Origin of the sequence: Pseudomonas sp. MAG002Y (assembly GCF_019400845.1) — a bacterium.
Lineage (GTDB): Bacteria > Pseudomonadota > Gammaproteobacteria > Pseudomonadales > Pseudomonadaceae > Chryseomonas > Chryseomonas luteola.
The window spans coordinates 86,972-109,414 of sequence record NZ_WOEJ01000003.1; the positions used below are offsets into that span (position 1 = coordinate 86,972).

Annotated in this window: 22 protein-coding genes; 2 read left to right on the forward strand and 20 right to left on the reverse strand. The window is 54.5% G+C overall.

Annotation, left to right across the window (positions count from 1 at the left end; translation table 11 throughout):
* Positions 1 to 27 precede the first annotated feature (27 nt).
* Together GM154_RS05555 and GM154_RS05560 are read right to left on the reverse strand one after the other, a co-directional pair.
* Positions 28 to 1,092 (reverse strand): energy transducer TonB, encoded by a 1,065-nt coding sequence (locus GM154_RS05555; RefSeq protein WP_010796321.1) that lies wholly within the window; start codon positions 1,090 to 1,092, stop codon positions 28 to 30.
* A gap of 85 nt (positions 1,093 to 1,177) precedes the next feature.
* A complete protein-coding gene (locus tag GM154_RS05560; RefSeq protein WP_219651289.1) occupies positions 1,178 to 2,146 on the reverse strand; it encodes a GTP-binding protein in 969 nt (322 codons plus the stop codon).
* 55 nt (positions 2,147 to 2,201) lie between these two features.
* On the opposite strand from GM154_RS05560, the gene GM154_RS05565 reads away from it, so the two are divergent.
* Positions 2,202 to 2,570, forward strand: coding sequence for an NADH:ubiquinone oxidoreductase (locus tag GM154_RS05565; protein ID WP_074820912.1), 369 nt, complete (start codon positions 2,202 to 2,204; stop codon positions 2,568 to 2,570).
* Between the two features lie 200 nt (positions 2,571 to 2,770).
* Positions 2,771 to 3,070: a glutamine synthetase gene (locus tag GM154_RS05570; RefSeq protein ID WP_125912912.1), complete on the forward strand. Its 300-nt coding sequence runs from the start codon at positions 2,771 to 2,773 to the stop codon at positions 3,068 to 3,070.
* 34 nt (positions 3,071 to 3,104) lie between these two features.
* On the opposite strand, the gene glmS is transcribed toward GM154_RS05570, so the two are convergent.
* From glmS to yidC, 18 genes are all read right to left on the reverse strand, one after another.
* Entirely contained in the window at positions 3,105 to 4,940 is a 1,836-nt protein-coding gene (glmS, locus tag GM154_RS05575; protein ID WP_219651291.1) for a glutamine--fructose-6-phosphate transaminase (isomerizing), read from the reverse strand.
* Positions 4,941 to 5,017: 77 nt separating this feature from the next.
* Positions 5,018 to 5,788 carry a DeoR/GlpR family DNA-binding transcription regulator gene (locus GM154_RS05580; protein WP_219651293.1) on the reverse strand — a complete coding sequence of 257 codons (771 nt, stop codon included), beginning with the start codon at positions 5,786 to 5,788 and terminating at the stop codon, positions 5,018 to 5,020.
* Positions 5,789 to 5,889: 101 nt separating this feature from the next.
* Complete coding sequence (glmU, locus tag GM154_RS05585; RefSeq protein ID WP_219651295.1) at positions 5,890 to 7,251, reverse strand: bifunctional UDP-N-acetylglucosamine diphosphorylase/glucosamine-1-phosphate N-acetyltransferase GlmU; 1,362 nt, start codon at positions 7,249 to 7,251, stop codon at positions 5,890 to 5,892.
* 141 nt (positions 7,252 to 7,392) lie between these two features.
* Positions 7,393 to 7,818 (reverse strand): F0F1 ATP synthase subunit epsilon, encoded by a 426-nt coding sequence (locus tag GM154_RS05590; protein WP_010796327.1) that lies wholly within the window; start codon positions 7,816 to 7,818, stop codon positions 7,393 to 7,395.
* Between the two features lie 39 nt (positions 7,819 to 7,857).
* Entirely contained in the window at positions 7,858 to 9,234 is a 1,377-nt protein-coding gene (gene atpD / locus GM154_RS05595) for a F0F1 ATP synthase subunit beta (RefSeq protein WP_010796328.1), read from the reverse strand.
* Positions 9,235 to 9,266: 32 nt separating this feature from the next.
* Entirely contained in the window at positions 9,267 to 10,127 is an 861-nt protein-coding gene (gene atpG, locus GM154_RS05600) for a F0F1 ATP synthase subunit gamma (protein ID WP_010796329.1), read from the reverse strand.
* Between the two features lie 51 nt (positions 10,128 to 10,178).
* The gene (atpA, locus tag GM154_RS05605; protein WP_010796330.1) at positions 10,179 to 11,723 is read right to left on the reverse strand and encodes a F0F1 ATP synthase subunit alpha; all 1,545 of its coding nucleotides are present in this window, start codon (positions 11,721 to 11,723) and stop codon (positions 10,179 to 10,181) included.
* Between the two features lie 18 nt (positions 11,724 to 11,741).
* The gene (locus GM154_RS05610) at positions 11,742 to 12,278 is read right to left on the reverse strand and encodes a F0F1 ATP synthase subunit delta (protein ID WP_010796331.1); all 537 of its coding nucleotides are present in this window, start codon (positions 12,276 to 12,278) and stop codon (positions 11,742 to 11,744) included.
* Between the two features lie 11 nt (positions 12,279 to 12,289).
* The gene (locus GM154_RS05615; RefSeq protein WP_010796332.1) at positions 12,290 to 12,760 is read right to left on the reverse strand and encodes a F0F1 ATP synthase subunit B; all 471 of its coding nucleotides are present in this window, start codon (positions 12,758 to 12,760) and stop codon (positions 12,290 to 12,292) included.
* Between the two features lie 56 nt (positions 12,761 to 12,816).
* Positions 12,817 to 13,074: a F0F1 ATP synthase subunit C gene (atpE, locus tag GM154_RS05620; protein ID WP_010796333.1), complete on the reverse strand. Its 258-nt coding sequence runs from the start codon at positions 13,072 to 13,074 to the stop codon at positions 12,817 to 12,819.
* A 115-nt stretch (positions 13,075 to 13,189) separates the two neighbouring features.
* Complete coding sequence (gene atpB / locus GM154_RS05625) at positions 13,190 to 14,053, reverse strand: F0F1 ATP synthase subunit A (protein ID WP_010796334.1); 864 nt, start codon at positions 14,051 to 14,053, stop codon at positions 13,190 to 13,192.
* Between the two features lie 16 nt (positions 14,054 to 14,069).
* Positions 14,070 to 14,474, reverse strand: a complete 405-nt coding sequence (locus tag GM154_RS05630; protein ID WP_010796335.1) for a F0F1 ATP synthase subunit I — start codon at positions 14,472 to 14,474, stop codon at positions 14,070 to 14,072.
* Between the two features lie 144 nt (positions 14,475 to 14,618).
* Entirely contained in the window at positions 14,619 to 15,491 is an 873-nt protein-coding gene (locus GM154_RS05635; protein WP_010796336.1) for a ParB/RepB/Spo0J family partition protein, read from the reverse strand.
* 9 nt (positions 15,492 to 15,500) lie between these two features.
* A complete protein-coding gene (locus tag GM154_RS05640) occupies positions 15,501 to 16,286 on the reverse strand; it encodes a ParA family protein (RefSeq protein WP_010796337.1) in 786 nt (261 codons plus the stop codon).
* An 8-nt stretch (positions 16,287 to 16,294) separates the two neighbouring features.
* The gene (gene rsmG, locus GM154_RS05645; protein ID WP_374940302.1) at positions 16,295 to 16,945 is read right to left on the reverse strand and encodes a 16S rRNA (guanine(527)-N(7))-methyltransferase RsmG; all 651 of its coding nucleotides are present in this window, start codon (positions 16,943 to 16,945) and stop codon (positions 16,295 to 16,297) included.
* Positions 16,945 to 18,837 carry a tRNA uridine-5-carboxymethylaminomethyl(34) synthesis enzyme MnmG gene (gene mnmG / locus GM154_RS05650; protein WP_219651297.1) on the reverse strand — a complete coding sequence of 631 codons (1,893 nt, stop codon included), beginning with the start codon at positions 18,835 to 18,837 and terminating at the stop codon, positions 16,945 to 16,947. The genes rsmG and mnmG overlap by 1 nt, the downstream gene beginning before the upstream one ends.
* A gap of 437 nt (positions 18,838 to 19,274) precedes the next feature.
* Positions 19,275 to 20,642, reverse strand: coding sequence for a tRNA uridine-5-carboxymethylaminomethyl(34) synthesis GTPase MnmE (mnmE, locus tag GM154_RS05655; protein ID WP_219651299.1), 1,368 nt, complete (start codon positions 20,640 to 20,642; stop codon positions 19,275 to 19,277).
* A 61-nt stretch (positions 20,643 to 20,703) separates the two neighbouring features.
* A complete protein-coding gene (yidC, locus tag GM154_RS05660) occupies positions 20,704 to 22,437 on the reverse strand; it encodes a membrane protein insertase YidC (RefSeq protein ID WP_074820931.1) in 1,734 nt (577 codons plus the stop codon).
* Positions 22,438 to 22,443 lie beyond the last annotated feature (6 nt).

Sequence of the window (22,443 nt, forward strand, 5' to 3'; positions counted from 1 at the left end):
GGCGTTTTTATTGGAGCCTGTCGGCCGTTAGCGGCGTTGCAGCTTGAAGATAAATACCTTGGTAGCCTTGCGCGGTACGATTTGTCCACCTGATACGCGAGGAGCAAAGCGCCAGCTGCTCAACGCATCGAGCACGGAGCGCTCGAACATCTTGTTGGACGACTCCAGCACTTCCACATCAGTAATACGGCCATCTGCGGTTACGGTAAATAGCACTTTGACCTCCCCGCTTAATCCGCGACGACGCAGCACATCAGGATATTTGGGTTGATCCATCTTCAAAGGACGGATATCGCTGTCGTCGATGCTCCCAGTAGGGAGGCCTGCGGGACCTGCAGAAGCGGCGGTCTTGGCGCCAGGCGTGGCCACGGGTGCCTGAACAGGTGCGCTTGGTGCAGCCGCAGGCGTAGGAGCACTTGCTGCCGGTGCAGCAGGCGCAGGGGCTGGCTCAGGCTCTGCTTTGGGCTCAGGCTTCTTTTTGACCGGTAGCGGTTTTTGCTGGGTGTGCTCAACCGGCTTGGGTTTCGGCTTTGGCTTGGGCTTTTCGACTACCGGTTTGGGTGGTTCGACGGGCTTGGGCGGTTCAACCGGCTTAGGAGGCTCCGGCTTAGGCGGTTCGGGCTCTGGTGGGGCCGGAGGTGTAGGCGCTGCTGCCGGAGGCTCCGGGGCAGGCTCCTTTTTGGGCAGCTGGATAAAGCTGACCTTTAGCTCGCTTGGGCTATCACCCTTGCTGATTTTGAGTTCGGGCGGAGTCTGTACGACAAAAAACAATGCAGCCGCCAGCGCCGCGTGCATAACAAAGGAAGTCCCCGAGGCCAGCCACCAACGACGAGGAGGCGTTGTTTCGGTTGTCGGCTCGGCATTGCCGACGTTCTCCTCCAGCGGAGGCACCTCATCGCTTCGTGAATACCCTTGCAGCGAAATGATCTCTGCGCCTGGATCCGTACGGCTGGCATTTACACCATCAACAGGCTCAACCTCACTGCGCACGACATACAGACGTACTCCTTCAGCCGATTCAGCAGGGTGCTCAGGCTGCAGCGAAGGGTCTTGCTCAGGCGATTTTGATCTCGCCGGCAACGTCAACGACATAGGAATGATCCACAAAGGCGGTCAGATTTAATAATCATTATCATTAAGATAACGAATTTATCAACTTTTAGCGACAACAGGATTCCTATTGCATGTAATTCATCAAATCTGACTCTAGGGCGGCTGCATCTACGACCGTTTCGAAGATCAATTCTACCCGGCTATCCTTGCGCCACTCACTGATCCGCCATTCACCCTGTCCACTGGCTTGATTGAAGCTCCACCACTGCCCATCTGCATGCAGAATGGCTTTTGCCCTGAGCAGTGCAGGTAATGCGCCCAGCCATGTCTGAACTGCTTGGCGGTTAAATTGGCTGCTATGGTGAAACCGCCACCCTATGGCGAAGCGCCCTTCAGCCTCATGAATTTGCCTTAAGGGCTGTCCAGGTAACAGCAGCGAAGGTAATGGTCCCTGCTGACCAGGGGGAGGCACTGGGAGTGAATCGGGAGCACGTTGGCCAGCTATACAAGCGCTTCCGGGCAAAAGATTAAAAGGCAGCCTTCCCTGCTGGGTCCATTGCCACTGGATGTCGGGCAAGGAAGCTAGAAGCGCCTGTCGGCTTCTGTCATTCAACAACTCAGACTTGTTGAGTACCAGCAGCCCAACCCCGGGTAACGCCTCACGTTGAGCATCAGGCAGCTGTTCCCCGCTCGCCAAGCGGTGAGCATCAACCACCATGACTGCCGGTTGAATCGCCAGTACGCCCTGCCAGGTGCCTTCGGCGAGCTGCTTGAGCAATGTAGCCGGATGCCCCAGCCCTGACGGCTCAATGAAAAGGCGCTGGGGCTGAGCCCTGCGCAACAACTGCACCAGGGCTATCTGCAATGGCGCGCCGTTGACGCAGCACAGGCACCCTCCCGGCAATTCAGTCAATGAGATACCGGCATCCGTGGTATGCAATAACGCAGCATCAAGCCCTATCTGACCGAACTCGTTGACCAGCACTGCCCACCGCTCGTGTTGAGGACGCTGCGTCAGCAAATGCCGGATGAGGCTGGTCTTGCCTGCCCCCAAAGGTCCTGTTATCACGTGGGTAGGTATATGCTTGAGCATGTTTATGTCTCGATTCGGTCAGTGGTAGAGTCGCCGATTTAAGCCGGTTACCTCTATGTATCGCCTACTTGCCTGTCTAGCCTTCCTCGTTCCGCTCTATGTGCAGGCCGAAGCGTGCCTGGTCCACAGCAAGGGTAAAGGCGTCGATGTGAAAGTCTGCCAGCAGAATCGCTCAATTCCAGCGAATCTATTTCATGATGGATTTTGTAAGCCTCAACTGGCAGAGCAGAACGTTGAGGTTACCTTTGCTGAACAATGCCCTACCGGCGGATTCGGTATCTGCCAGAACGCCCAAGTACAAGGCATGCCGTACAGACAGGACATCCATTATTACGGTATTGCTACGGATGCACGCTTCTTGAAGCCGTTCTGTGAACAGCAGAGCCAGGGCACGTGGCTGGATACATCCAAGCGGACTGAATGATGACAGGCTCTGATGCCTTTATGGATCATCCTGCTGATGGCAAAGGCTACTGGCACAAGGCAAATAGGTTATAAGATAACAACCTAATCTGTTTGACGGTTTTCTATCTTATGAAAAGACCGCCTGCCTGGTCTCTGCTACTTGCCCCTTCCTTGCTGTGCTCATCTTTTGCATTTGCCGATGGCTTACCTGTGAATTGTATGAGTACGGGGCAAATAGTCAGCTGCGAAGACCTTGCAGGCAGTCACTATCATGTATCGGTTGTGGATAAACATATTTTTATCCAAGGATACGATGCTGCAACCCAGCGCACCTGGACGCAAACCCAGGCACACTATGGTCGAATCAGTTTCTTGATGGGTTACGCCTCGGATGGCGAAATCTGGTCCGGCTTTACACGGGCCATTGGTTGGACTTCACGTGGACGCGTGTCCAGCTCGTCTGCAGGTCGACAAACACTTTTATGCGGCCGTATTGGTGGCTGCACGTCCAACCCATAAAAAAGCCCCGTTTAACGGGGCTTTGCTGAATACATTATTCAACCGTTACCGACTTGGCTAGATTGCGAGGCTGATCCACATCAGTCCCTTTCAATATAGCGACGTGATAAGACAGCAATTGCAGCGGTATGGTGTAGAGGATTGGCGCCAGCACATCATGAATGCTGGGCATACCGATTAGGTGGGTGCCTTCCCCGTTGGTAAGACCAGCTTCTGCATCCGCGAAGACAACCAGCTGACCGCCTCGAGCGCGTACTTCCTGAAGGTTGGATTTCAGCTTTTCCAACAACTCATTATTGGGCGCTACCGTAACCACAGGCATGTCGGTGTCCACCAGCGCCAGCGGGCCGTGCTTGAGCTCACCCGCCGGATAAGCCTCGGCATGAATATAGGAAATCTCCTTGAGCTTGAGCGCGCCTTCCATTGCCACTGGATACTGAGCACCTCGGCCGAGGAACAAGGTATGGTGCTTCTCTGCAAATAGCTCGGAAATCTTCTCTACATGCTTATCCATGGCAAGCGCTTCATCAAGACGCGCGGGTAAACGGCGAAGCTCTTCCACCAATTCAGCCTCAACGCCAGCCTCAAGACGGTTCTGAACACGGCCCAACGACAGCGTAAGCAGCAGCAGCGCAACCAGCTGAGTCGTGAACGCCTTGGTAGAAGCAACCCCGATCTCAGGGCCAGCCTGTGTCAGTAAGGTCAGGTCCGACTCACGTACCAGCGAGCTGGTCGCGACGTTACAAATTGCAAGACTGCCCAAATAGCCCAGCGGCTTGGCATTTCTAAGCGCAGCCAAGGTATCCGCTGTCTCCCCTGATTGGGAAATGGTCACAAACAGCGTGTCAGCCTGTACCGCTACACGCCGATAGCGGAACTCACTTGCCACTTCGACTTGGCAAGGGATACCCGTAAGACCTTCCAGCCAATAGCGCGCCACCATACCGGCATGAAAACTTGTGCCGCAGGCAACGATCTGAATATTCCTGACACGCCTAAACAGGTCTGTTGCCTGAGGACCGAATGCCTCGGTCACCACATGATCAAGACCCAACCGCCCTTCCAGGGTGCGCTGAACCACAGCAGGCTGCTCGTGAATTTCCTTGAGCATGAAGTGGCGGAACGAGCCTTTGTCAGCGGCTTCGGCCCCCTCGGTAAACTGAACAACTTCACGTGTTACCGGTTCACCGTCCACCGACCACAGCGAGACGCCATTCAGACGAATCTCTGCAATGTCGCCTTCTTCCAAGTAGATAAAGCGATCCGTTACCTGCCGGAGCGCCAACTGGTCCGACGCCAGGTAGTTTTCCCCAATACCTAGGCCGATCACCAGAGGGCTGCCGCTTCTGGCAGCGACCAGACGATCAGGCTGGTCGATATTCATGACCGCTACACCGTAGGCACCATGCAGCTCTTTCACCGCTGCCTTCAGCGCATGAGTGATATCACCGGTTTCCTTCAGCTTGTGATGCAGAAGATGAACGATGACTTCGGTATCGGTCTGGGAGGTAAAGACATAACCGAGCCCCTTTAACCACTCGCGCAGGGGTTCATGGTTTTCAATGATCCCATTGTGGACCACTGCAATCTGACCATGGGAGAAATGAGGATGGGCATTCGCTTCAGTTGGCGCACCATGCGTGGCCCAGCGGGTATGGGCAATACCGAGGCGACCTGTCAGGCCTTCACTGTTAAGCGCGCTAGCCAGCTCGCTGACCTTGCCGGGGCGACGAATGCGCTCAAGGGTCTGCTGCGCCGTCAGTACGGCAAGACCTGCGCTGTCATACCCTCGGTATTCAAGGCGCTTGAGCCCTTCAACGAGGATAGCGGTGATATTACGCTCAGCAATGGCGCCTACGATGCCACACATGGAAAACTCCTAAACAAGCGATGCATATGAATGCTTCGTTCAAATTTTAAAGAGTGGCTGTGGATATTTGATGGAGATCATTTATCCACAGCCACACAAATGACAGTAATGCCCCGTTGTTCCAATTGGTGTCTGGCTTCATCAGGGAAACGCTCATCAGTCACAAGCGTGTGAATGTTCGACCAGGGCAGTTCCAGGTTGGGAATACGTCGACCAACCTTGTCCCCTTCTGCCATAACGATGACTTCTCGGGCCACTTCAGCCATTACACGCGACAAGCCCAGTAATTCATTGAACGTCGTCGTGCCCCGTTCAAAATCCAATCCGTCAGCACCAATGAATAGCTGATCGAAGTCGTAAGAGCGCAAGACTTGCTCAGCCACTTGCCCTTGAAAGGATTCCGAATGAGGGTCCCAGGTCCCGCCAGTCATTAACAAAACCGGTTCATGCTCAAGTTCACGCAAGGCATTGGCAATATGAAGCGAGTTGGTCATCACAACCAGACCTGCTTTGTTTTCCAATTCGGGAATAAGCGCAGCGGTCGTGCTGCCACTGTCAATAATGACCCGGGCATGTTCGCGGATACGTGAAGAGGCAGCCCGTGCAATGGCCTGCTTATACGGTGATGGCGCTTGAGCAAGATCGCTCAGAAGCTCATGGGGGATCGAAACGGCGCCACCGTATCGGCGTAGTAAGAGACCATTCTTTTCGAGCGCAGCCAAATCCTTTCGAATCGTAACTTCTGAGGTGGCAAACAGTTTGGTCAACTCATCAACTGTCACCTCGCCCTGATCATTCAAGCGGGCAAGGATGTCGTGGCGACGTTGTGGAGTGTTGCGCTTGGCCATAAGTTTCGATTCGAAATTTATATACTTCGAATCAAAACCTTTAACGGATAAAAAGTCAACCCAGAATGAAAAAGGCTGTGAGCATTTCACAGCCTTTTGGGTTACTTCTTCTTGAGAGGACGTTGCCAATCAGGCTTGTTAACCTGTCTTGCCCTACCCAGTGCCAGCGTCTGCGCAGGCACGTTTTCCGTAATGGTAGAACCTGCAGCCGTGGTTGCTCCATCGCCTAACGTGACTGGTGCGACCAACGAACTGTTGGAGCCAATGAAGACGTCATCGCCAATCTCGGTTCTATACTTGTTGGCACCATCATAGTTGCAGGTAATGGTGCCGGCGCCTACGTTACAGTTCTTTCCTAGGACAGCATCACCCAGATAAGACAGATGCCCCGCCTTGCTGCCTTCATTAAGATGAGCGTTTTTCAACTCGACGAAATTGCCCACATGAACCCTGGCTTCCAGAACAGAACCGGGACGTAGCCGAGCAAAGGGACCTACATCGGCACCCTCACCCACTACTGCGCCATCCAGATGACTGTTGGCCTTGATAACCGCCCCGCGTTTCAACGTGCTGTTGTGGATAACACAGTTGGGCCCAATTTCGACGTTGTCTTCGATAACCACCGTGCCACTCAGAATAACATTGATATCAATAGTGACATCACGGCCAGTCTGGACCTGCCCACGCAGATCAAAGCGTGTCGGATCCAGTAGTGTTACACCTTGCGTCATGAGCGCTTGCGCAGCGCGCCATTGATAGTGTCGCTCAAGATCAGCCAACTGCTTTCTGTCATTGGCTCCCTGAACCTCCATGGCATCGTCTGGCTGAGCCGTTGCAACGCGCAAGCCATCGGATACGGCCATTGCGATGACATCCGTCAGGTAATACTCCCCTTGTGCATTGCTGTTGGAAAGTCTACCGAGCCACTCTCCCAATCGCTCGCCCGGAACGGCCAGAATACCGGTATTACCTTCGCGGATTGCCTTTTGCGTTGCATCGGCATCCTTATGCTCAACAATTGCATACACCTCACCGTGGTTATCCCGAAGGATACGTCCATAACCCGTGGGATCTGCCAGTTCTACAGTCAACAATGCCAGCTGCTGAGCGCTAACCTGCTCTAGCAGACGCTCAAGCGTAGACGTCTCAATCAGCGGAACATCGCCATATAGGATCAGTACCCGCTCCGCCGACAGATGGGGAAGCGCCTGGGCGACAGCATGGCCTGTACCCAACTGCTCCTGCTGGACGACGAAGTTGAGGTCATCTGCTGCCAGACGCTGCTTGACGGTTTCGGCTCCATGGCCGATCACCACATGGATCTTTTGCGGAGTCAGTTCGCGGGCGCGATTGATCACGTGTCCCAGCATGGCCTTCCCGGCAATCGGATGAAGAACCTTGGGCAGAGCGGAGCGCATACGGGTGCCTTGCCCCGCAGCAAGAATGACAATTTCAAGGGACATGTTTACGCCTCGATAGGGCCGTTAAGCCGTTAGACACGGATAAAGAGTCTCAGAAGAGAAACGGGCTCAGCAAGTGCTCACGGCCAGAAATGAAAAGGGGTAGCCGAAGCTACCCCTTTCATATACCCGAAGCGTATTGCTTCAGCGCTTGGCCTTGTTGCGTAGCTGCTGAATGGTACGCAGCTGAGCTGCGGCTTCAGCCAACTGTGCAGAGGCAGCGCTGTAATCGAAGTTCGAGCCTTTCTCGCTCAGCGTCTTCTCAGCCAGCTTCATGGCTTCCTGAGCAGCCGCTTCATCAAGATCGCTCGCCCGGCTGGCAATATCTGCCAACACTTCGACGACATTCGGCTGGACTTCGAGGAAACCACCAGAGATATAAAACACCTCTTCCTCGCCGCCCTGCTTGATCAGGCGAATCGGGCCAGGCATGAGATCAGTCAACAGCGGAGCATGGCCGGGAGAAATACCCAGATCCCCCAGGTTACCGTGGGCGATAACCATCTCCACCGCTCCGGAGAAGATGGCTCCTTCCGCGCTGACGATATCGCATTGGACTGTCTTGGCCATATGCATGCCTCGTAAGGCGCCCGTTCCCGGGCGCACGGATTACAGTTTCTTCGCTTTTTCGATAGCTTCGTCGATGCTGCCAACCATGTAGAATGCCTGCTCAGGCAAATGGTCGTAGTCACCTTTCAGAATGCCGCCGAAACCAGCAATGGTGTCCTTGAGCGAAACGTATTTACCTGGCGCACCGGTAAATACTTCTGCCACGAAGAACGGCTGGGACAGGAAGCGCTGGATCTTACGAGCACGGGATACCAACTGCTTGTCCGCTTCGGACAGTTCGTCCATACCCAGAATCGCAATGATGTCCTTCAACTCCTTGTAGCGCTGCAGAACATACTGAACGCCGCGAGCAACGTCATAGTGCTCCTGACCGATCACCAGCGGATCAAGCTGGCGAGAAGTAGAGTCCAGCGGATCCACAGCTGGGTAGATACCCAGGGAAGCGATGTCACGGGACAGTACGACGGTTGCGTCCAAGTGAGCGAACGTGGTCGCAGGGGACGGGTCAGTCAAGTCATCCGCAGGTACGTATACAGCCTGGATGGATGTAATCGAACCGGTTCTGGTGGAGGTAATACGCTCCTGAAGAACGCCCATCTCCTCAGCCAGCGTCGGCTGATAACCTACTGCGGAAGGCATACGGCCCAGCAGAGCGGATACTTCCGTACCGGCCAGGGTGTAACGATAGATGTTGTCGATGAACAACAGCACGTCACGTCCTTCGTCACGGAACTTTTCGGCCATGGTCAGGCCAGTCAGGGCCACGCGCAGACGGTTGCCCGGCGGCTCGTTCATCTGACCGTAAACCAGGGCTACCTTGTCCAGAACGTTGGAATCCTTCATCTCGTGGTAGAAGTCGTTACCCTCACGAGTACGCTCACCCACGCCTGCGAACACGGAATAACCGCTGTGCTCGATGGCGATGTTACGGATCAGTTCCATCATGTTAACGGTCTTGCCTACACCGGCACCACCGAACAGACCAACCTTACCACCCTTCGCGAACGGGCAAACCAGGTCAATAACCTTGATGCCTGTCTCCAGCAGCTCGTTGCTACCGGACTGATCAGCGTAGGACGGTGCCTTGCGGTGGATTTCCCAACGCTCTTCTTCACCGATGGGGCCCGCCTCGTCGATCGGGTTACCCAGAACGTCCATGATACGGCCCAGCGTCTTCACGCCTACCGGTACCTTGATCGCTTCACCAGTGTTGTTAACGTCCAGACCACGCTTCAGACCCTCGGTAGAGCCCATCGCGATGGAACGAACAATGCCGTCGCCCAGCTGCTGCTGAACTTCCAGCGTAGTTTCCACGCCCTGCACTTTCAGAGCGTCATAAACTTTCGGTACGGAATCGCGTGGGAATTCCACGTCGATTACGGCGCCGATGATTTGTACGATACGTCCGCTACTCATTTCGCGTTCCTCGAAGAATTAGAACCAGTCCGTCAAACCGCAGCGGCGCCGCCGACGATTTCCGAAATTTCCTGCGTAATCGCTGCCTGGCGTGCCTTGTTGTAGATCAGCTGCAGTTCGCTGATGATCTCGCCCGCGTTATCCGTAGCGTTCTTCATCGCGATCATCCGCGCTGCTTGTTCACAAGCGCTGTTTTCTACAACTGCCTGATACACCTGGGATTCCACGTAACGCACCAAGAGGCCGTCCAGCAACGTCTTGGCATCTGGTTCGTAGAGGTAGTCCCAATGCTTTTGCAGGCTGGTGTTCTGCTCAGCCACCAACGGAACCAGCTGCTCGATTGTCGGCTTCTGGACCATGGTGTTGACGAACTTGTTGGACACTACGTACAGGCGATCAATACGGCCATTCAGGTAAGCGTCGAGCATGACCTTGATACTACCGATCAGGTCGTTGATCGAAGGCTCTTCACCCAAATGGCTGATGGCTGCGACTACATTACCGCCGTAGCTGCGGAAGAAGGACGCACCCTTGCTGCCAATCACACCGAGATCGACTTCAGCATTGCGATCGCGTTGCTCTGCCATGTCGCGAATCAGCGTCTTGAACAAGTTGATGTTCAAGCCGCCCGCCAGACCACGGTCGGAGCTGACCACGATATAGCCCACGCGCTTTACCGGACGCTCCACCATAAACGGATGGCGATATTCCGGGTTCGCATTGGCCAAGTGGCCGATCACAGCACGAATACGCTCAGCGTAAGGCTTGCTGGCAGCCATGCGCGTCTGAGCTTTGCGCATCTTGCTGACAGCTACCTTTTCCATGGCGCTGGTGATCTTCTGTGTGCTTTTGATGCTCGCGATTTTGCCGCGAATCTCTTTTGCGCCTGCCATGTAACACCTATCGGGTTAGCAAGCGGGAGCGCTTGACGCTCCCGCCTGGGCTTACCAGGTTTGAGTGGCCTTGAACTTCTCGAGACCGGCCTTGATGCCAGAATCGATTTCGTCGTTGAAGTCGCCCTTCTCGTTGATCTTGGCCATCAGTGCGGCGTGATCACGGTTGAAGTACGAAATCAGGGCCTGCTCGAAGCTGCCAATCTTGTCCAGCGGGATATCCGACAGGAAGCCACGCTCGGCGGCGTACAGCGACAGAGCCATCTCGGCGATGGACATCGGTGCATACTGCTTCTGCTTCATCAGCTCGGTAACACGCTGACCATGCTCAAGCTGCTTACGTGTTGCTTCGTCCAGGTCAGAAGCAAACTGGGCAAATGCTGCCAGTTCACGGTACTGAGCCAGTGCGGTACGGATACCACCGGACAGCTTCTTGATAATCTTGGTCTGAGCGGCACCACCCACACGGGATACGGAAATACCCGCGTTAACCGCAGGACGAATACCCGAGTTGAACAGACTGGTTTCCAGGAAGATCTGGCCGTCGGTAATCGAAATTACGTTGGTCGGAACGAACGCGGAAACGTCACCTGCCTGAGTCTCGATCAGCGGCAGAGCAGTCAAGGAACCTGTCTTACCGGTAACGGCGCCCTTGGTGAACTGTTCTACATACTCCTCGGATACGCGAGAAGCACGCTCCAGCAAACGGCTGTGTAGATAGAACACGTCGCCTGGGTACGCTTCACGGCCCGGCGGACGACGCAGCAGCAGGGAAATCTGGCGGTAAGCCACAGCCTGCTTGGACAGATCGTCATAAACGATCAGTGCATCTTCACCGCGGTCACGGAAGTATTCACCCATGGTGCAGCCGGCATAGGGAGCCAGGAACTGCAGGGCTGCGGACTCAGAGGCACTGGCAGCTACCACGATGGTGTTCTGCAGTGCGCCGTGCTCTTCCAGCTTGCGTACGACGTTGGCAATGGTCGACTGCTTCTGACCGATAGCAACATAGACGCAACGAATGCCACTGTTGCGCTGGTTGATGATCGCATCCACCGCCATGGCAGTTTTACCTACCTGACGGTCACCGATGATCAGCTCACGCTGGCCACGGCCAACGGGGATCATGGCGTCAACAGCCTTGTAACCAGTCTGTACAGGCTGGTCTACCGACTTACGCCAGATTACGCCCGGAGCGACTTTTTCAACCGCGTCGGTTTCTTTGGCGTTGATCGGGCCTTTGCCATCGATCGGATTACCCAGGGCATCAACAACGCGACCCAGAAGCTCCGGACCAACCGGTACTTCAAGGATACGGCCGGTGCACTTGGCACTCATGCCTTCAGCCAGGCCCAGGTAATTACCCAGAACCACAGCACCTACGGAGTCCTGCTCCAGGTTCAGTGCCATGCCGTAGACGCCGCCCGGGAACTCAATCATTTCCCCGTACATAACGTCGGCCAGACCAAAGATGCGCACGATACCGTCAGAAACACTGACGATAGTACCTTCGTTGCGCGGTTGCGAAGAGACATCGAGTTTCTCGATGCGGCTCTTGATGATTTCACTAATTTCGGAAGGATTGAGTTGCTGCATGCTACTGCCCCTTCAAACTCAAGGTTTCAACGCTTCGGCCAGTTGCGCGAGCTTGCCGCGAACGGAGCCATCGATTACCAAGTCGCCGGCGCGAATTACCACACCACCGATCAGGCTTGCATCCTCGGATGCATGAAGTCGCACATCGCGACCGAGCCTTGCGCTGAGAGCCTTGGCGAGTTTGTCTTGCTGTTCGTCGCTCAAAGCGAAAGCACTGGTGACTTCCGCCTCGATGGATCTTTCCTGCTCGGCCTTGAACTCTTCGTAGAGTTCAGCAATGGTCGGCATCAGGTCGATCCGGTTGTTTTCTGCCACGGTCCGAACAAAGTTCTGGGCCTGCACATCCAGCTGATCGCCGCACACGTCAATGAGCAGCTTGGCCTTGGCGTCCGCGGTCAACTGCGGTTGCTGAAGCAGCTGGCGCACGGTCCCATCCAGAGTTACCGCGGCGAGCAGTCTCAGCTCCTCGGACCATTTGGCCAGATTCTGCTGAGACTGTGCGAACTCGAAAGCTGCCTTGGCATATGGCCGGGCCAGCGTGTTCAGTTCTGCCATGATGGCCTCGCTTAGATTTCCGCAGCCAGTCGGTCGACCAACTGTGCGTGGGCTTGGGGATCAATCGTTTTGCCCAGGATCTTCTCTGCACCAGCGACAGCCAGAAGGCCGACCTGTGCACGCAGAGCTTCCTTGGCGCTATTGATTTCCCGGTCGATTTCAGCCTGAGCCTGCTCTTTCAGACGATCGCCTTCAGCACGGGCCTTGACCTGCGCTTCTTCGATGATCTGAGTAGCACGCTTGTTAGCTTGCTCGATGATTTCAGCTGCCTGGCCTTTCGCTTCGCTCAGTTTCTGGGTGGCTTGTTCCTGAGCCAATTCCAGGTCACGAGCCGCGCGGTTGGCAGCGTCCAGGCCGTCAGCAATCTTCTTTTCACGCTCACGCAAAGCCGCGATGACCGGAGGCCACACGAACTTCATGCAGAACAGCACGAAGATAAAGAAGGCAACGGACTGGCCAATCAGGGTTGCATTAATGTTCACGCCAACACCTCGCTCGTTCGTTGTCTGTCAATCATACGAATCATCGATTCGGATGATTAACCAGCGATCTGACCAACGAAGGGGTTAGCGAAGGTGAAGAACAGGGCGATACCAACACCGATCATGGTTACGGCGTCGAGCAGACCCGCTACGATGAACATTTTCACCTGCAGCATCGGAACAAGTTCCGGCTGACGGGCAGCGCCTTCCAGGAACTTGCCGCCCAACAGGCCGAAGCCAATGGCAGTACCCAGTGCGCCCAGACCAATCAGCAGTGCTACGGCGATAGCGGTCAGTCCAACTACAGTTTCCATTTTTCCTCCCGACTTTTAAGTCGTCTTGGTTAAGGTTGAAGCAAAAAATTGTTATTCCCCATTGCCCTCGCGGGCATCCTCCCCTTTCGGAGAGGATCATCAAGTGCTCTAGCTCTTAATGACTTTCTTCATGCGCCATCGACATATAGACGATGGTCAGCATCATGAAGATGAAGGCCTGCAAGGTAATGATCAGGATGTGGAAGACCGCCCACGCCCACTGCAGGACAATACCTAGACCACCCAGCGCCAGACCGTTGGCGAACATCATGGCGATCAGGATAAAGATCAGCTCACCGGCATACATGTTGCCGAAGAGTCGCAAGGCCAAGGAAACGGGACGCGCCACCAGCGTTACGAACTCGAGCAGGAAGTTGATCGGAATCAGGATGATCTGAACCAGCATGTTCTTGCTATGGAACGGATGCAGAGTCAGCTCGCCCAGGAAACCACCAATTCCTTTTACCTTGATGCTATAGAAGATCAACAGGGCAAATACGGACAAGGCCATACCAATAGTGGCATTCGGGTCGGTAGTCGGAACCACACGGAAATATGTGTGCTCACCACCTATCAGGCCAGCCAGGGACGGCAACCAGTCAACCGGCACCAAGTCCATGAGGTTCATCAGGAAGATCCAGACGAAAATCGTCAGTGCCAGAGGCGCGATCAGCGGATTACGGCCATGGAAGGTGTCACGGACACTGCTGTCGACGAACTCGATAATGACTTCGACGAAATTTTGCAATTTACCGGGCTGGCCACTGGTGGCCTTGACCGCTACGGCACGGAAAATGCAAATAAAAATCAGGCCTAGAACGACCGACCAACCCAGAGTATCCAGGTGGAAGGCCCAAAAGCCCATTTCTTTCGCTTCTTGAGGGGTGTGGGCGAAACTCCAACCATTTGCCGGATGCAGACCATAGGTCAGATTCTGCAAGTGGTGCTGGATGTAACCCGAAGCGGATTCTGCTGCCATGTTTGCCTCGAACGCTTTAAGGTCTAGAAGATCGTTTGACAAGTAGGGGAGCGCATCCATTGACAAAAAGCGTCAATAGATAGACACCAAACAACGCCAGTGGCATGAGTGGCTTTATCCCCGCAAACGCCACTGTAAAAAGCAGTGCCGTCAAAATTAGTTTTCCTGCCTCCCCCGCATAGAATGATCGAACTATGTCGCGAGCAGCTCGGGCGCCCGAATAACGGAACGCTTTATAAGAGAAATATGTATTAGGCAACCAGGCGATTAAACCACCCATCAAACCAGAATAAGCAGCGACCCTACCAACGAAGCAAAACAAAAATAACGCTGCACATATCGTGACGGCCAGTTGGACGAGCAGCAGGTTAAATGCTGGCTGACGGTGAAAAGGCAGGCGTTTGGGCGTGCGATCAACCATCGCGCTCGAAGTCCTCTGGCGTCGGCTTATTATTTAAGCCTTGGCATACTTTGTGCCGACGTAAAGCGCGCAGAGTATAGGAGTCTGCACGCGCCCATTCAAGCCATGCGGTAGTCTTTACGACTATTCGCTACCATTAGAATATTAGCGAATGTGAGCAAGAACGCCCTGCAGCTCATCAAGTGAGCTGTAACGAATCACCAGCTGCCCCTTTCCCTTCTGCCCATGGCGGATCTGTACGGGAGCCCCCAGACGCTCAGCCAGCCGTTGCTCCAGGCGCATAATATCAGGATCAGCCTTCTCTGGAGGCTCAACCGCTTCTTTCTTATTCAACCACTGCCTTACTAAGGCTTCTGTCTGACGCACGGTCAATCCACGTGCGACAACATGACGCGCCCCCTCGACCTGTTTTGAGGCTGGCAAGCCCAACAATGCCCTGGCATGGCCCATTTCCAGATCGCCATGCGCCAGCATGGTCTTGATCTCTTCTGGCAACGCTATCAGTCGAAGCAGGTTAGCCACACTGACGCGTGATTTGCCCACTGCATCGGCCACCTGCTGCTGCGTCAGCTGAAATTCCTGCTGCAGCCGCTGAAGAGCCATGGCCTCTTCTATCGGACTTAGGTTTTCACGCTGGATATTCTCGATCAGCGCCATCGCAATGGCGGCTTCGTCAGGAATGTTTCTGACCAATGCTGGGATACGCTCAAGCCCTGCCTGCTGGCTGGCACGCCAGCGACGCTCCCCGGCAATGATCTCATAGCGGTTGTCAGCAATGGGACGTACCACGATCGGCTGCATCAAGCCTTGGGCGCGAATCGACCTGGCAAGCTCTTCGAGCGCGACCGGGTCCATGTCACGGCGTGGTTGGTACTTGCCGCGCTGGATAATGTCCAACGGCAGATGCTGCAACTCACGCTGGTCGGCCTTGACTGCTTCTTCCTGCAGTACGCTAGCCGTAGCCCCGCTCAGCAGCGCATCCAGACCGCGGCCCAGTCCCCTTTTCTTGACAGCCATGTGTATTCCTTAAGCGATTGCTTTTGCAGCCTTGCGCTGCCGACGAGCCAGTTCGTTTGCCAAGGCCAGATAGGCTGCAGCCCCTGTTGATGCCTTGTCGTAAGTCAACGCGGGCATACCATGACTGGGCGCCTCGGCAAGACGCACGTTACGCGGGATAACCGTATCGTACAGCGTATCGCCAAAATGCGCCTTGAGCTGGGCCGCTACGTCGTTCGCCAGATTGATACGCGGGTCATACATCGTGCGCAGCACACCTTCGATCTTCAGGCCTGGATTCAGAGCCTGTCCGATGCGCTGGATGCTACCGATCAGGTCAGTCAGCCCTTCAAGTGCGAAATATTCACACTGCATGGGAATGATGACCCCATCTGAAGCGACAAGCCCATTGATGGTCAACATCGATAATGACGGTGGGCAGTCAATCAGTACGTAATCGTAATTTTCCCGAATCGGCGCCAGCGCTTCACGCAAGCGGCTCTCGCGCTTGCTCATGTCCAGAAGCTCAATTTCGGCAGCCGTCACATCACGGTTCGACGGTAGCAACTGGTAACCACCATGCTCGGAAAACTGCATGGCTTCGATGAGATCACACTGTCCGATCAGCACATCCAGAACCGAATGTTCCAGATTGTGCTTATCCACACCGCTTCCCATGGTCGCGTTGCCTTGTGGATCGAGATCGATCAACAGTACCCGACGTCGGGTAGCAACGAGCGAAGCAGCCAGATTGATGCAGGTCGTAGTTTTCCCCACCCCGCCTTTCTGGTTGGCTATCGCAAAAACCTTGGCCATGAGCCGCTTTACCCCTCTTCAACAATGCGGCGCAGTATCAATAGATGCCGCTGCCCTTGGCAACCTGGAACCTGCAAGGCGTGTTCTGCTTCAACCTTAAAATCGATTGGCAACGCTGCAAGCTCATCCTCAGGATGCAATCCTTTCATGGCGAACCATTGTGTCAATGAATCGCCCAGATGTCGTGTCCAGTTTGTGAAATCAGCGAGCGAGCTGAACGCTCGCGACACAATCCCGGTGAAACGATAGTCAGGCGTAAATTCCTCTACACGACTGTGGATAACCTTAAGGTTATCCAAGCCGAGCTCAATTTTTGCCTGTGTGAGAAAGCGTGTTTTCTTACCGTTGCTGTCCAGAACGGTAAAGGTGCTTTCCGGGAACAGGATGGCTAGCGGGACTCCCGGCATACCCCCACCACTGCCCACATCCAGCCATCGACCAGCCCTGATATGGGGGACAACGCTCAAACTATCAAGCAGGTGACGTGAAACCATTTCATCTGGATCACGGACTGCCGTCAGGTTATAGGCTTTATTCCACTTTTGCAGCAGGCCCATGTAGGCCAGCAATTTCTCAACCTGTTCATCAGACAGCTCGACACCTAGAGACTTAGCTCCTGAGCGAAGCTCCTCGCTGTAACGAATCATTCCTTCCAACATCAAGCCATCTGCTCCAACTGGCGTCCGGCCGAACGCTTTTTCAGGTGAATCATCAACAGGGAAATGGCTGCAGGCGTTACACCGGGAATCCGCGAAGCCTGCCCAAGTGTTTCCGGGCGGCCCTGGCTCAGCTTGTGCTGAATTTCCTTCGACAAACCGGATATGGCGGTGTAATCCAGATCCGCCGGTAGACGAATGCTTTCACTGCTGCGCAGCCGCTCGATTTCGTCCTGCTGACGCTCGATGTAACCTGCGTATTTAGTCTTGATCTCTACCTGCTCGGCAACCTGCGCGTCTTCGATGACACCGCCGGTTACCTCCATCAAGCCGACATAGTCGATTTCCGGACGGCTCAGAAGACTTTGCAGATTGTACTCATGGGTCAGCGGTGTACCAAAGCGCTCAGCAATGGCATCACCTTGTACAGTCCCAGGACGCACCCACGTACTCTTCAAGCGCTGCTCCTCAAGGGTAATGCGCTCACGCTTCAGGCAGAACGCCTCCCAACGAGCATCGTCTACCAGACCGAGCTGCCGACCTTGTTCGGTCAGTCGCAGATCCGCATTGTCTTCACGCAGAATCAGTCGATATTCCGCACGGGAGGTAAACATCCGATACGGTTCCTGCGTACCCAGCGTGATCAAATCATCGACCAATACACCCAAGTAAGCTTCGTCACGACGTGGACACCAGCTGTCCTTGCCCTGTGCACGCAAGGCTGCATTGGCACCTGCCAGTAGCCCCTGGGCGCCAGCTTCCTCGTATCCTGTCGTTCCGTTGATCTGACCTGCAAAGAAGAGTCCACTAATGACCTTGGTTTCCAGGCTGTATTTCAGATCACGCGGGTCGAAAAAGTCATATTCGATGGCATAACCGGGACGCAGGATGTGGGCATTTTCCATACCCCGCATCGACCGCACCAACTCCAGCTGAACATCAAAGGGCAAGGATGTGGAAATCCCGTTGGGATACAACTCGTGAGTTGTCAGTCCCTCGGGCTCCAGGAAAACCTGATGGCTGTCCTTGTCCGCGAAACGGTGGATCTTGTCTTCGATCGATGGACAGTAGCGTGGGCCAATCCCTTCGATAACGCCTGAATACATCGGCGAGCGATCAAGATTGTTGCGGATGATGTCATGGGTCCGACTGTTGGTATGAGTTATCCAACAGCTAACCTGCTGAGGATGCTCATCCACTGATCCCATGAATGACATTACGGGCAGAGGTTTATCCCCAGGCTGCTCCGTCATGACAGAGAAATCCACTGTACGACCGTCAATGCGTGGAGGTGTACCGGTTTTCAACCGTGATACACGCAGTGGCTGCTCACGAAGCCGTGTGGACAAGGCATTGGCAGGTGGATCCCCTGCCCGACCGCCTGAGTAATTCTGCAGGCCTATGTGGATAAGCCCCCCCAGAAAGGTGCCTGTGGTCAACACAACGTTATCCCCAAGGAAACGTAGACCCATCTGGGTAACGACGCCTCTGACCTGATCCTGTTCAACAATCAAGTCGTCACAGGCCTGCTGAAATATCCACAGGTTGGGCTGATTTTCCAGCATATAGCGGATTGCAGCCTTATAGAGGACACGATCGGCTTGAGCGCGCGTTGCACGCACCGCAGGGCCTTTACGGCTATTGAGTATCCGGAACTGGATGCCTGCTTTGTCGGTAGCCGAAGCCATCGCACCGCCCAAGGCATCGATCTCCTTGACTAGATGGCTCTTGCCGATACCACCAATAGCCGGGTTGCAGCTCATCTGCCCCAATGTTTCAACATTGTGGGTCAGCAACAAAGTTTTGACACCCATGCGTGCAGCAGCAAGTGCAGCTTCGGTGCCGGCATGGCCGCCGCCGACCACTATGACGTCAAAACGGGAAGGGAAATCCACCACGCACCTCGTGCCTGTTTGGTTAGGGGATTAGGGAAGGCGCAGAAGTATAAGGGCTCCTCTGCTCTCTATGAAGTCCTTTTGAACAAAAAATGATCAACTGCAGACTTGGTGGCATCAGGTAATAGAAATAATAAGGAAGAAATATATAAAAGCTTGTTAATGCGATTATGTATGGTGAGCCTCTTTTCTGTGGATAACATGCGCTTGCCTTTACCCACAGGGCATTACAGCCAATGATAAGTCAGAGGAGAACCTGTCACTCTCCTTATCGAAAGCTCGTGAGTAGCTGTGGATAATTAGGAAGGTTACCAACAGACCCTTTTTAGAACAGCTTAAGCCCTGACTTCTGCCCAGACCTCAGCTAGGGTTATCAACAGGCAAAAAAAAGCCCCAGCGGGTAATCCCGTGGGGCTTCCTGAATCGATGAAACGCGGCTATTTGCCGATGCAAAAGCTGGAGAAGATCCTGCCCAGCAGATCATCGGAACTGAACGCTCCTGTAATCTCGCCCAATGCCTGCTGCGCCACTCTCAGGTCTTCCGCCAAGAGCTCCCCAGAGCCATTCACTACGAGTTGCTGATGCCCGTGCTCCAGATAATGACGGGCTGTGTGTAACGCTTCGAGATGACGTTGGCGTGCGCTAAAACTGCTTTCGGCAGTCTGCTCAAAGCCAACGCAGGCTTTGAGGTGCTCTCGAAGATGCTCGATGCCCTCACCCGTCATTGCACTAAGGCTTAAGGTATGAATACCTTCTGAGGTTTCCTGAAGCGCGATAGGTTCACCCGACAGATCAGCTTTGTTTCGGATGACTGTTACTTTGTTTTGATCAGGTCGCTGTGACAGAAACTCTGGCCAAAGTGCATCGGGATTCCGAGCCTCAGGCGCCGTAGAATCTACCACCAGCAGTATCCGGTCGGCGCTCTCAATAGCACTCAGGGCGCGCTGTACGCCGATCTGCTCAACCCGATCGGTAGTGTCCCGTAATCCCGCCGTGTCAATGACATGTAATGGCATACCGTCGATATGGATGTGCTCGCGTAAGACATCGCGGGTCGTGCCTGCAATGTCCGTCACGATGGCAGCTTCATGGCCTGCCAGCGCGTTGAGAAGACTCGATTTTCCTGCGTTGGGTCGCCCAGCAATCACCACCGTCATGCCATCGCGTAACAGTGCGCCACGACCGGCTTCTTTTTCCACCTGCGCCAGTTCCTGGCGCACACCGTTGAGCAGGCCCAGCACATGGCCATCCGCCAGGAAGTCGATTTCCTCTTCGGGAAAGTCGATGGCTGCCTCCACGTAAATCCGCAACTGGATCAGTTGTTCCGTCAGGCTTTCTATTCGTTTGGAGAATGCCCCTTGCAATGAACGTAGCGCATTACGGGCAGCTTGCTCGGAACTCGCCTCGATGAGGTCGGCGATAGCTTCTGCCTGGGCAAGGTCCAGCTTATCGTTGAGAAAGGCACGTTCGCTGAACTCTCCTGGACGGGCTGAACGCGCACCTACCGCAATGACAGCCTTGAGCAGTAAATCCAGAACGACAGGACCGCCATGGCCTTGGAGCTCGAGAACGTCCTCGCCTGTAAAAGAGTGAGGTCCTGGGAAGAACAAGGCGATTCCCTCATCAAGGGTAAGACCAGCGCTATCCTTGAAGGGACCATAATGAGCATGGCGAGGTATTAAAGAGCCACCACAGATTGTTTCTGCGATGGTTCTTACCGCAGGCCCGGAAACCCTGACGATACCTACCCCACCTCGGCCTGTGGCTGTAGCGATAGCAGCAATGGTGTCTTGAATTGGATTCATTCTTCATTCTCCAGAATGCACAACGCCCCTCGAAAGGGGCGCTGTGTAAAGCGTAGGGCTATCAGGCCGGTTTGGCAGTGCCATTGATCCGACGATTGATATACCACTGCTGCGCGATCGACAGGCAGTTGTTCACGATCCAGTACAGCACCAGGCCAGACGGGAACCACAGGAAGAAGAAGGTAAAGATAATGGGCATCATCTTCATCATCTTGGCTTGCATGGGGTCCGGAGGCGTGGGGTTCAACATTTGCTGAACCAGCATGGTACCGCCCATAAGGATCGGCAGGATGAAGAAAGGATCCTTGGACGAAAGGTCAGTGATCCAGAACATCCAGGGAGACTGGCGCATTTCCACGCTCTCCAGCAGAACCCAGTACAAGGCCAGGAATACCGGCATCTGTACGAGGATCGGCAGGCAGCCACCCAGCGGATTGATCTTCTCCTTGCGGTACAGCTCCATCATCGCCTGGGACATCTTCTGGCGATCATCACCATACTGTTCCTTCAACGCCTGAAGACGCGGAGAAACTGCACGCATGCGAGCCATGGAACGGTAGCTGGCTGCAGAAAGCGGGAAGAAAATAGCCTTGATGATGATAGTCAACACGATGATCGACCATCCCCAGTTTCCAAGGATGCTGTGGATATGTTGCAGCAGCCAGAAGATCGGCTGAGCAATGAACCACAGGAAACCATAGTCGACGGTCAATTCAAGACCTGGGGACAACTCTTTCAGATATTCCTGCAGCTTCGGACCGGCATAAAGGGTTGCCGATGTTTCTGCCTGGGTACCCGGTGCTACGCTAAGCTGCGGACCGGTAAAGCCCACCAGATAATTGCCCTGGCTGTCCTTGCGACCCTGGATCTGGTGCTGCTCGTCCTTGTTGGGCACCCAAGCCGTCACGAAGTAATGCTGCAACCAGGCGACCCAACCGCCCTTGGCCGTTTCCTGCAGAGCCTGCTTGTCGATATCTTTCATCGACACCTTGCGATATTGCTCCTCCGGCGTTCCGACAGCAGCGCCCAGGTAAGTCGAAACCCCTGTGGCTGTTGTGGAAGATGGATCACCACTGGAGTCACGCTTCAGCTGTGCATAGAAAATACCATTCCAGTTCTGGCTGCTCTGGTTGTCGATGACATAGCTGACCTGCACCTGATAGGCATTGGGGTTGATGCAGGAAATTTTCTTCTGTGCCTTTTCGGTATCCGAGCAATCAAGCTTCAGGCCGCGATGGAAGGTAAAGCGCTTGACATAGTTGACGCCGTTTTCAGCAAAGTTCAGATCGACAGTCAGTTGATCCTGACCGTCTGCCAATACGTAGTTCTGCTGTGCACTCTGATAAACAGGGCGGCCTGTCTGACGTGCGTCCGGACCGTTGGATCCAGTTAAACCACTTTGCGCCAGATACAAACGTTCGTTGCCATTATCAAACAGGGTGAAGGGTACATCCGGATGATCCTGGCGACGTGGATACTGGACAAGCCCCAATTTGACGATGTCACCACCACGGGGATCAATCGTGACATCCATGACATCCGTACGGACATGGATGGGTTGACCATTGCCACTTACAGTCTGTGGAGCCGTTCCGTTCGTCGAGCTTTCGCCTGCAACGGTTGGAACATCGGCCGCAGCAGTATTGCCTGTTGGCGTGTCAGTCGGCAGCGCCGCAGCGGAGGATTGTGCTGAAGAAGGCGTTTCGGGCTGGCCGTAATCCTTATTCCATTGCAACACCGCTGTGTAAGACACAATCGCTAGAGCGGCGATGAGAAACGTGCGCTTTATATCCATGATTAC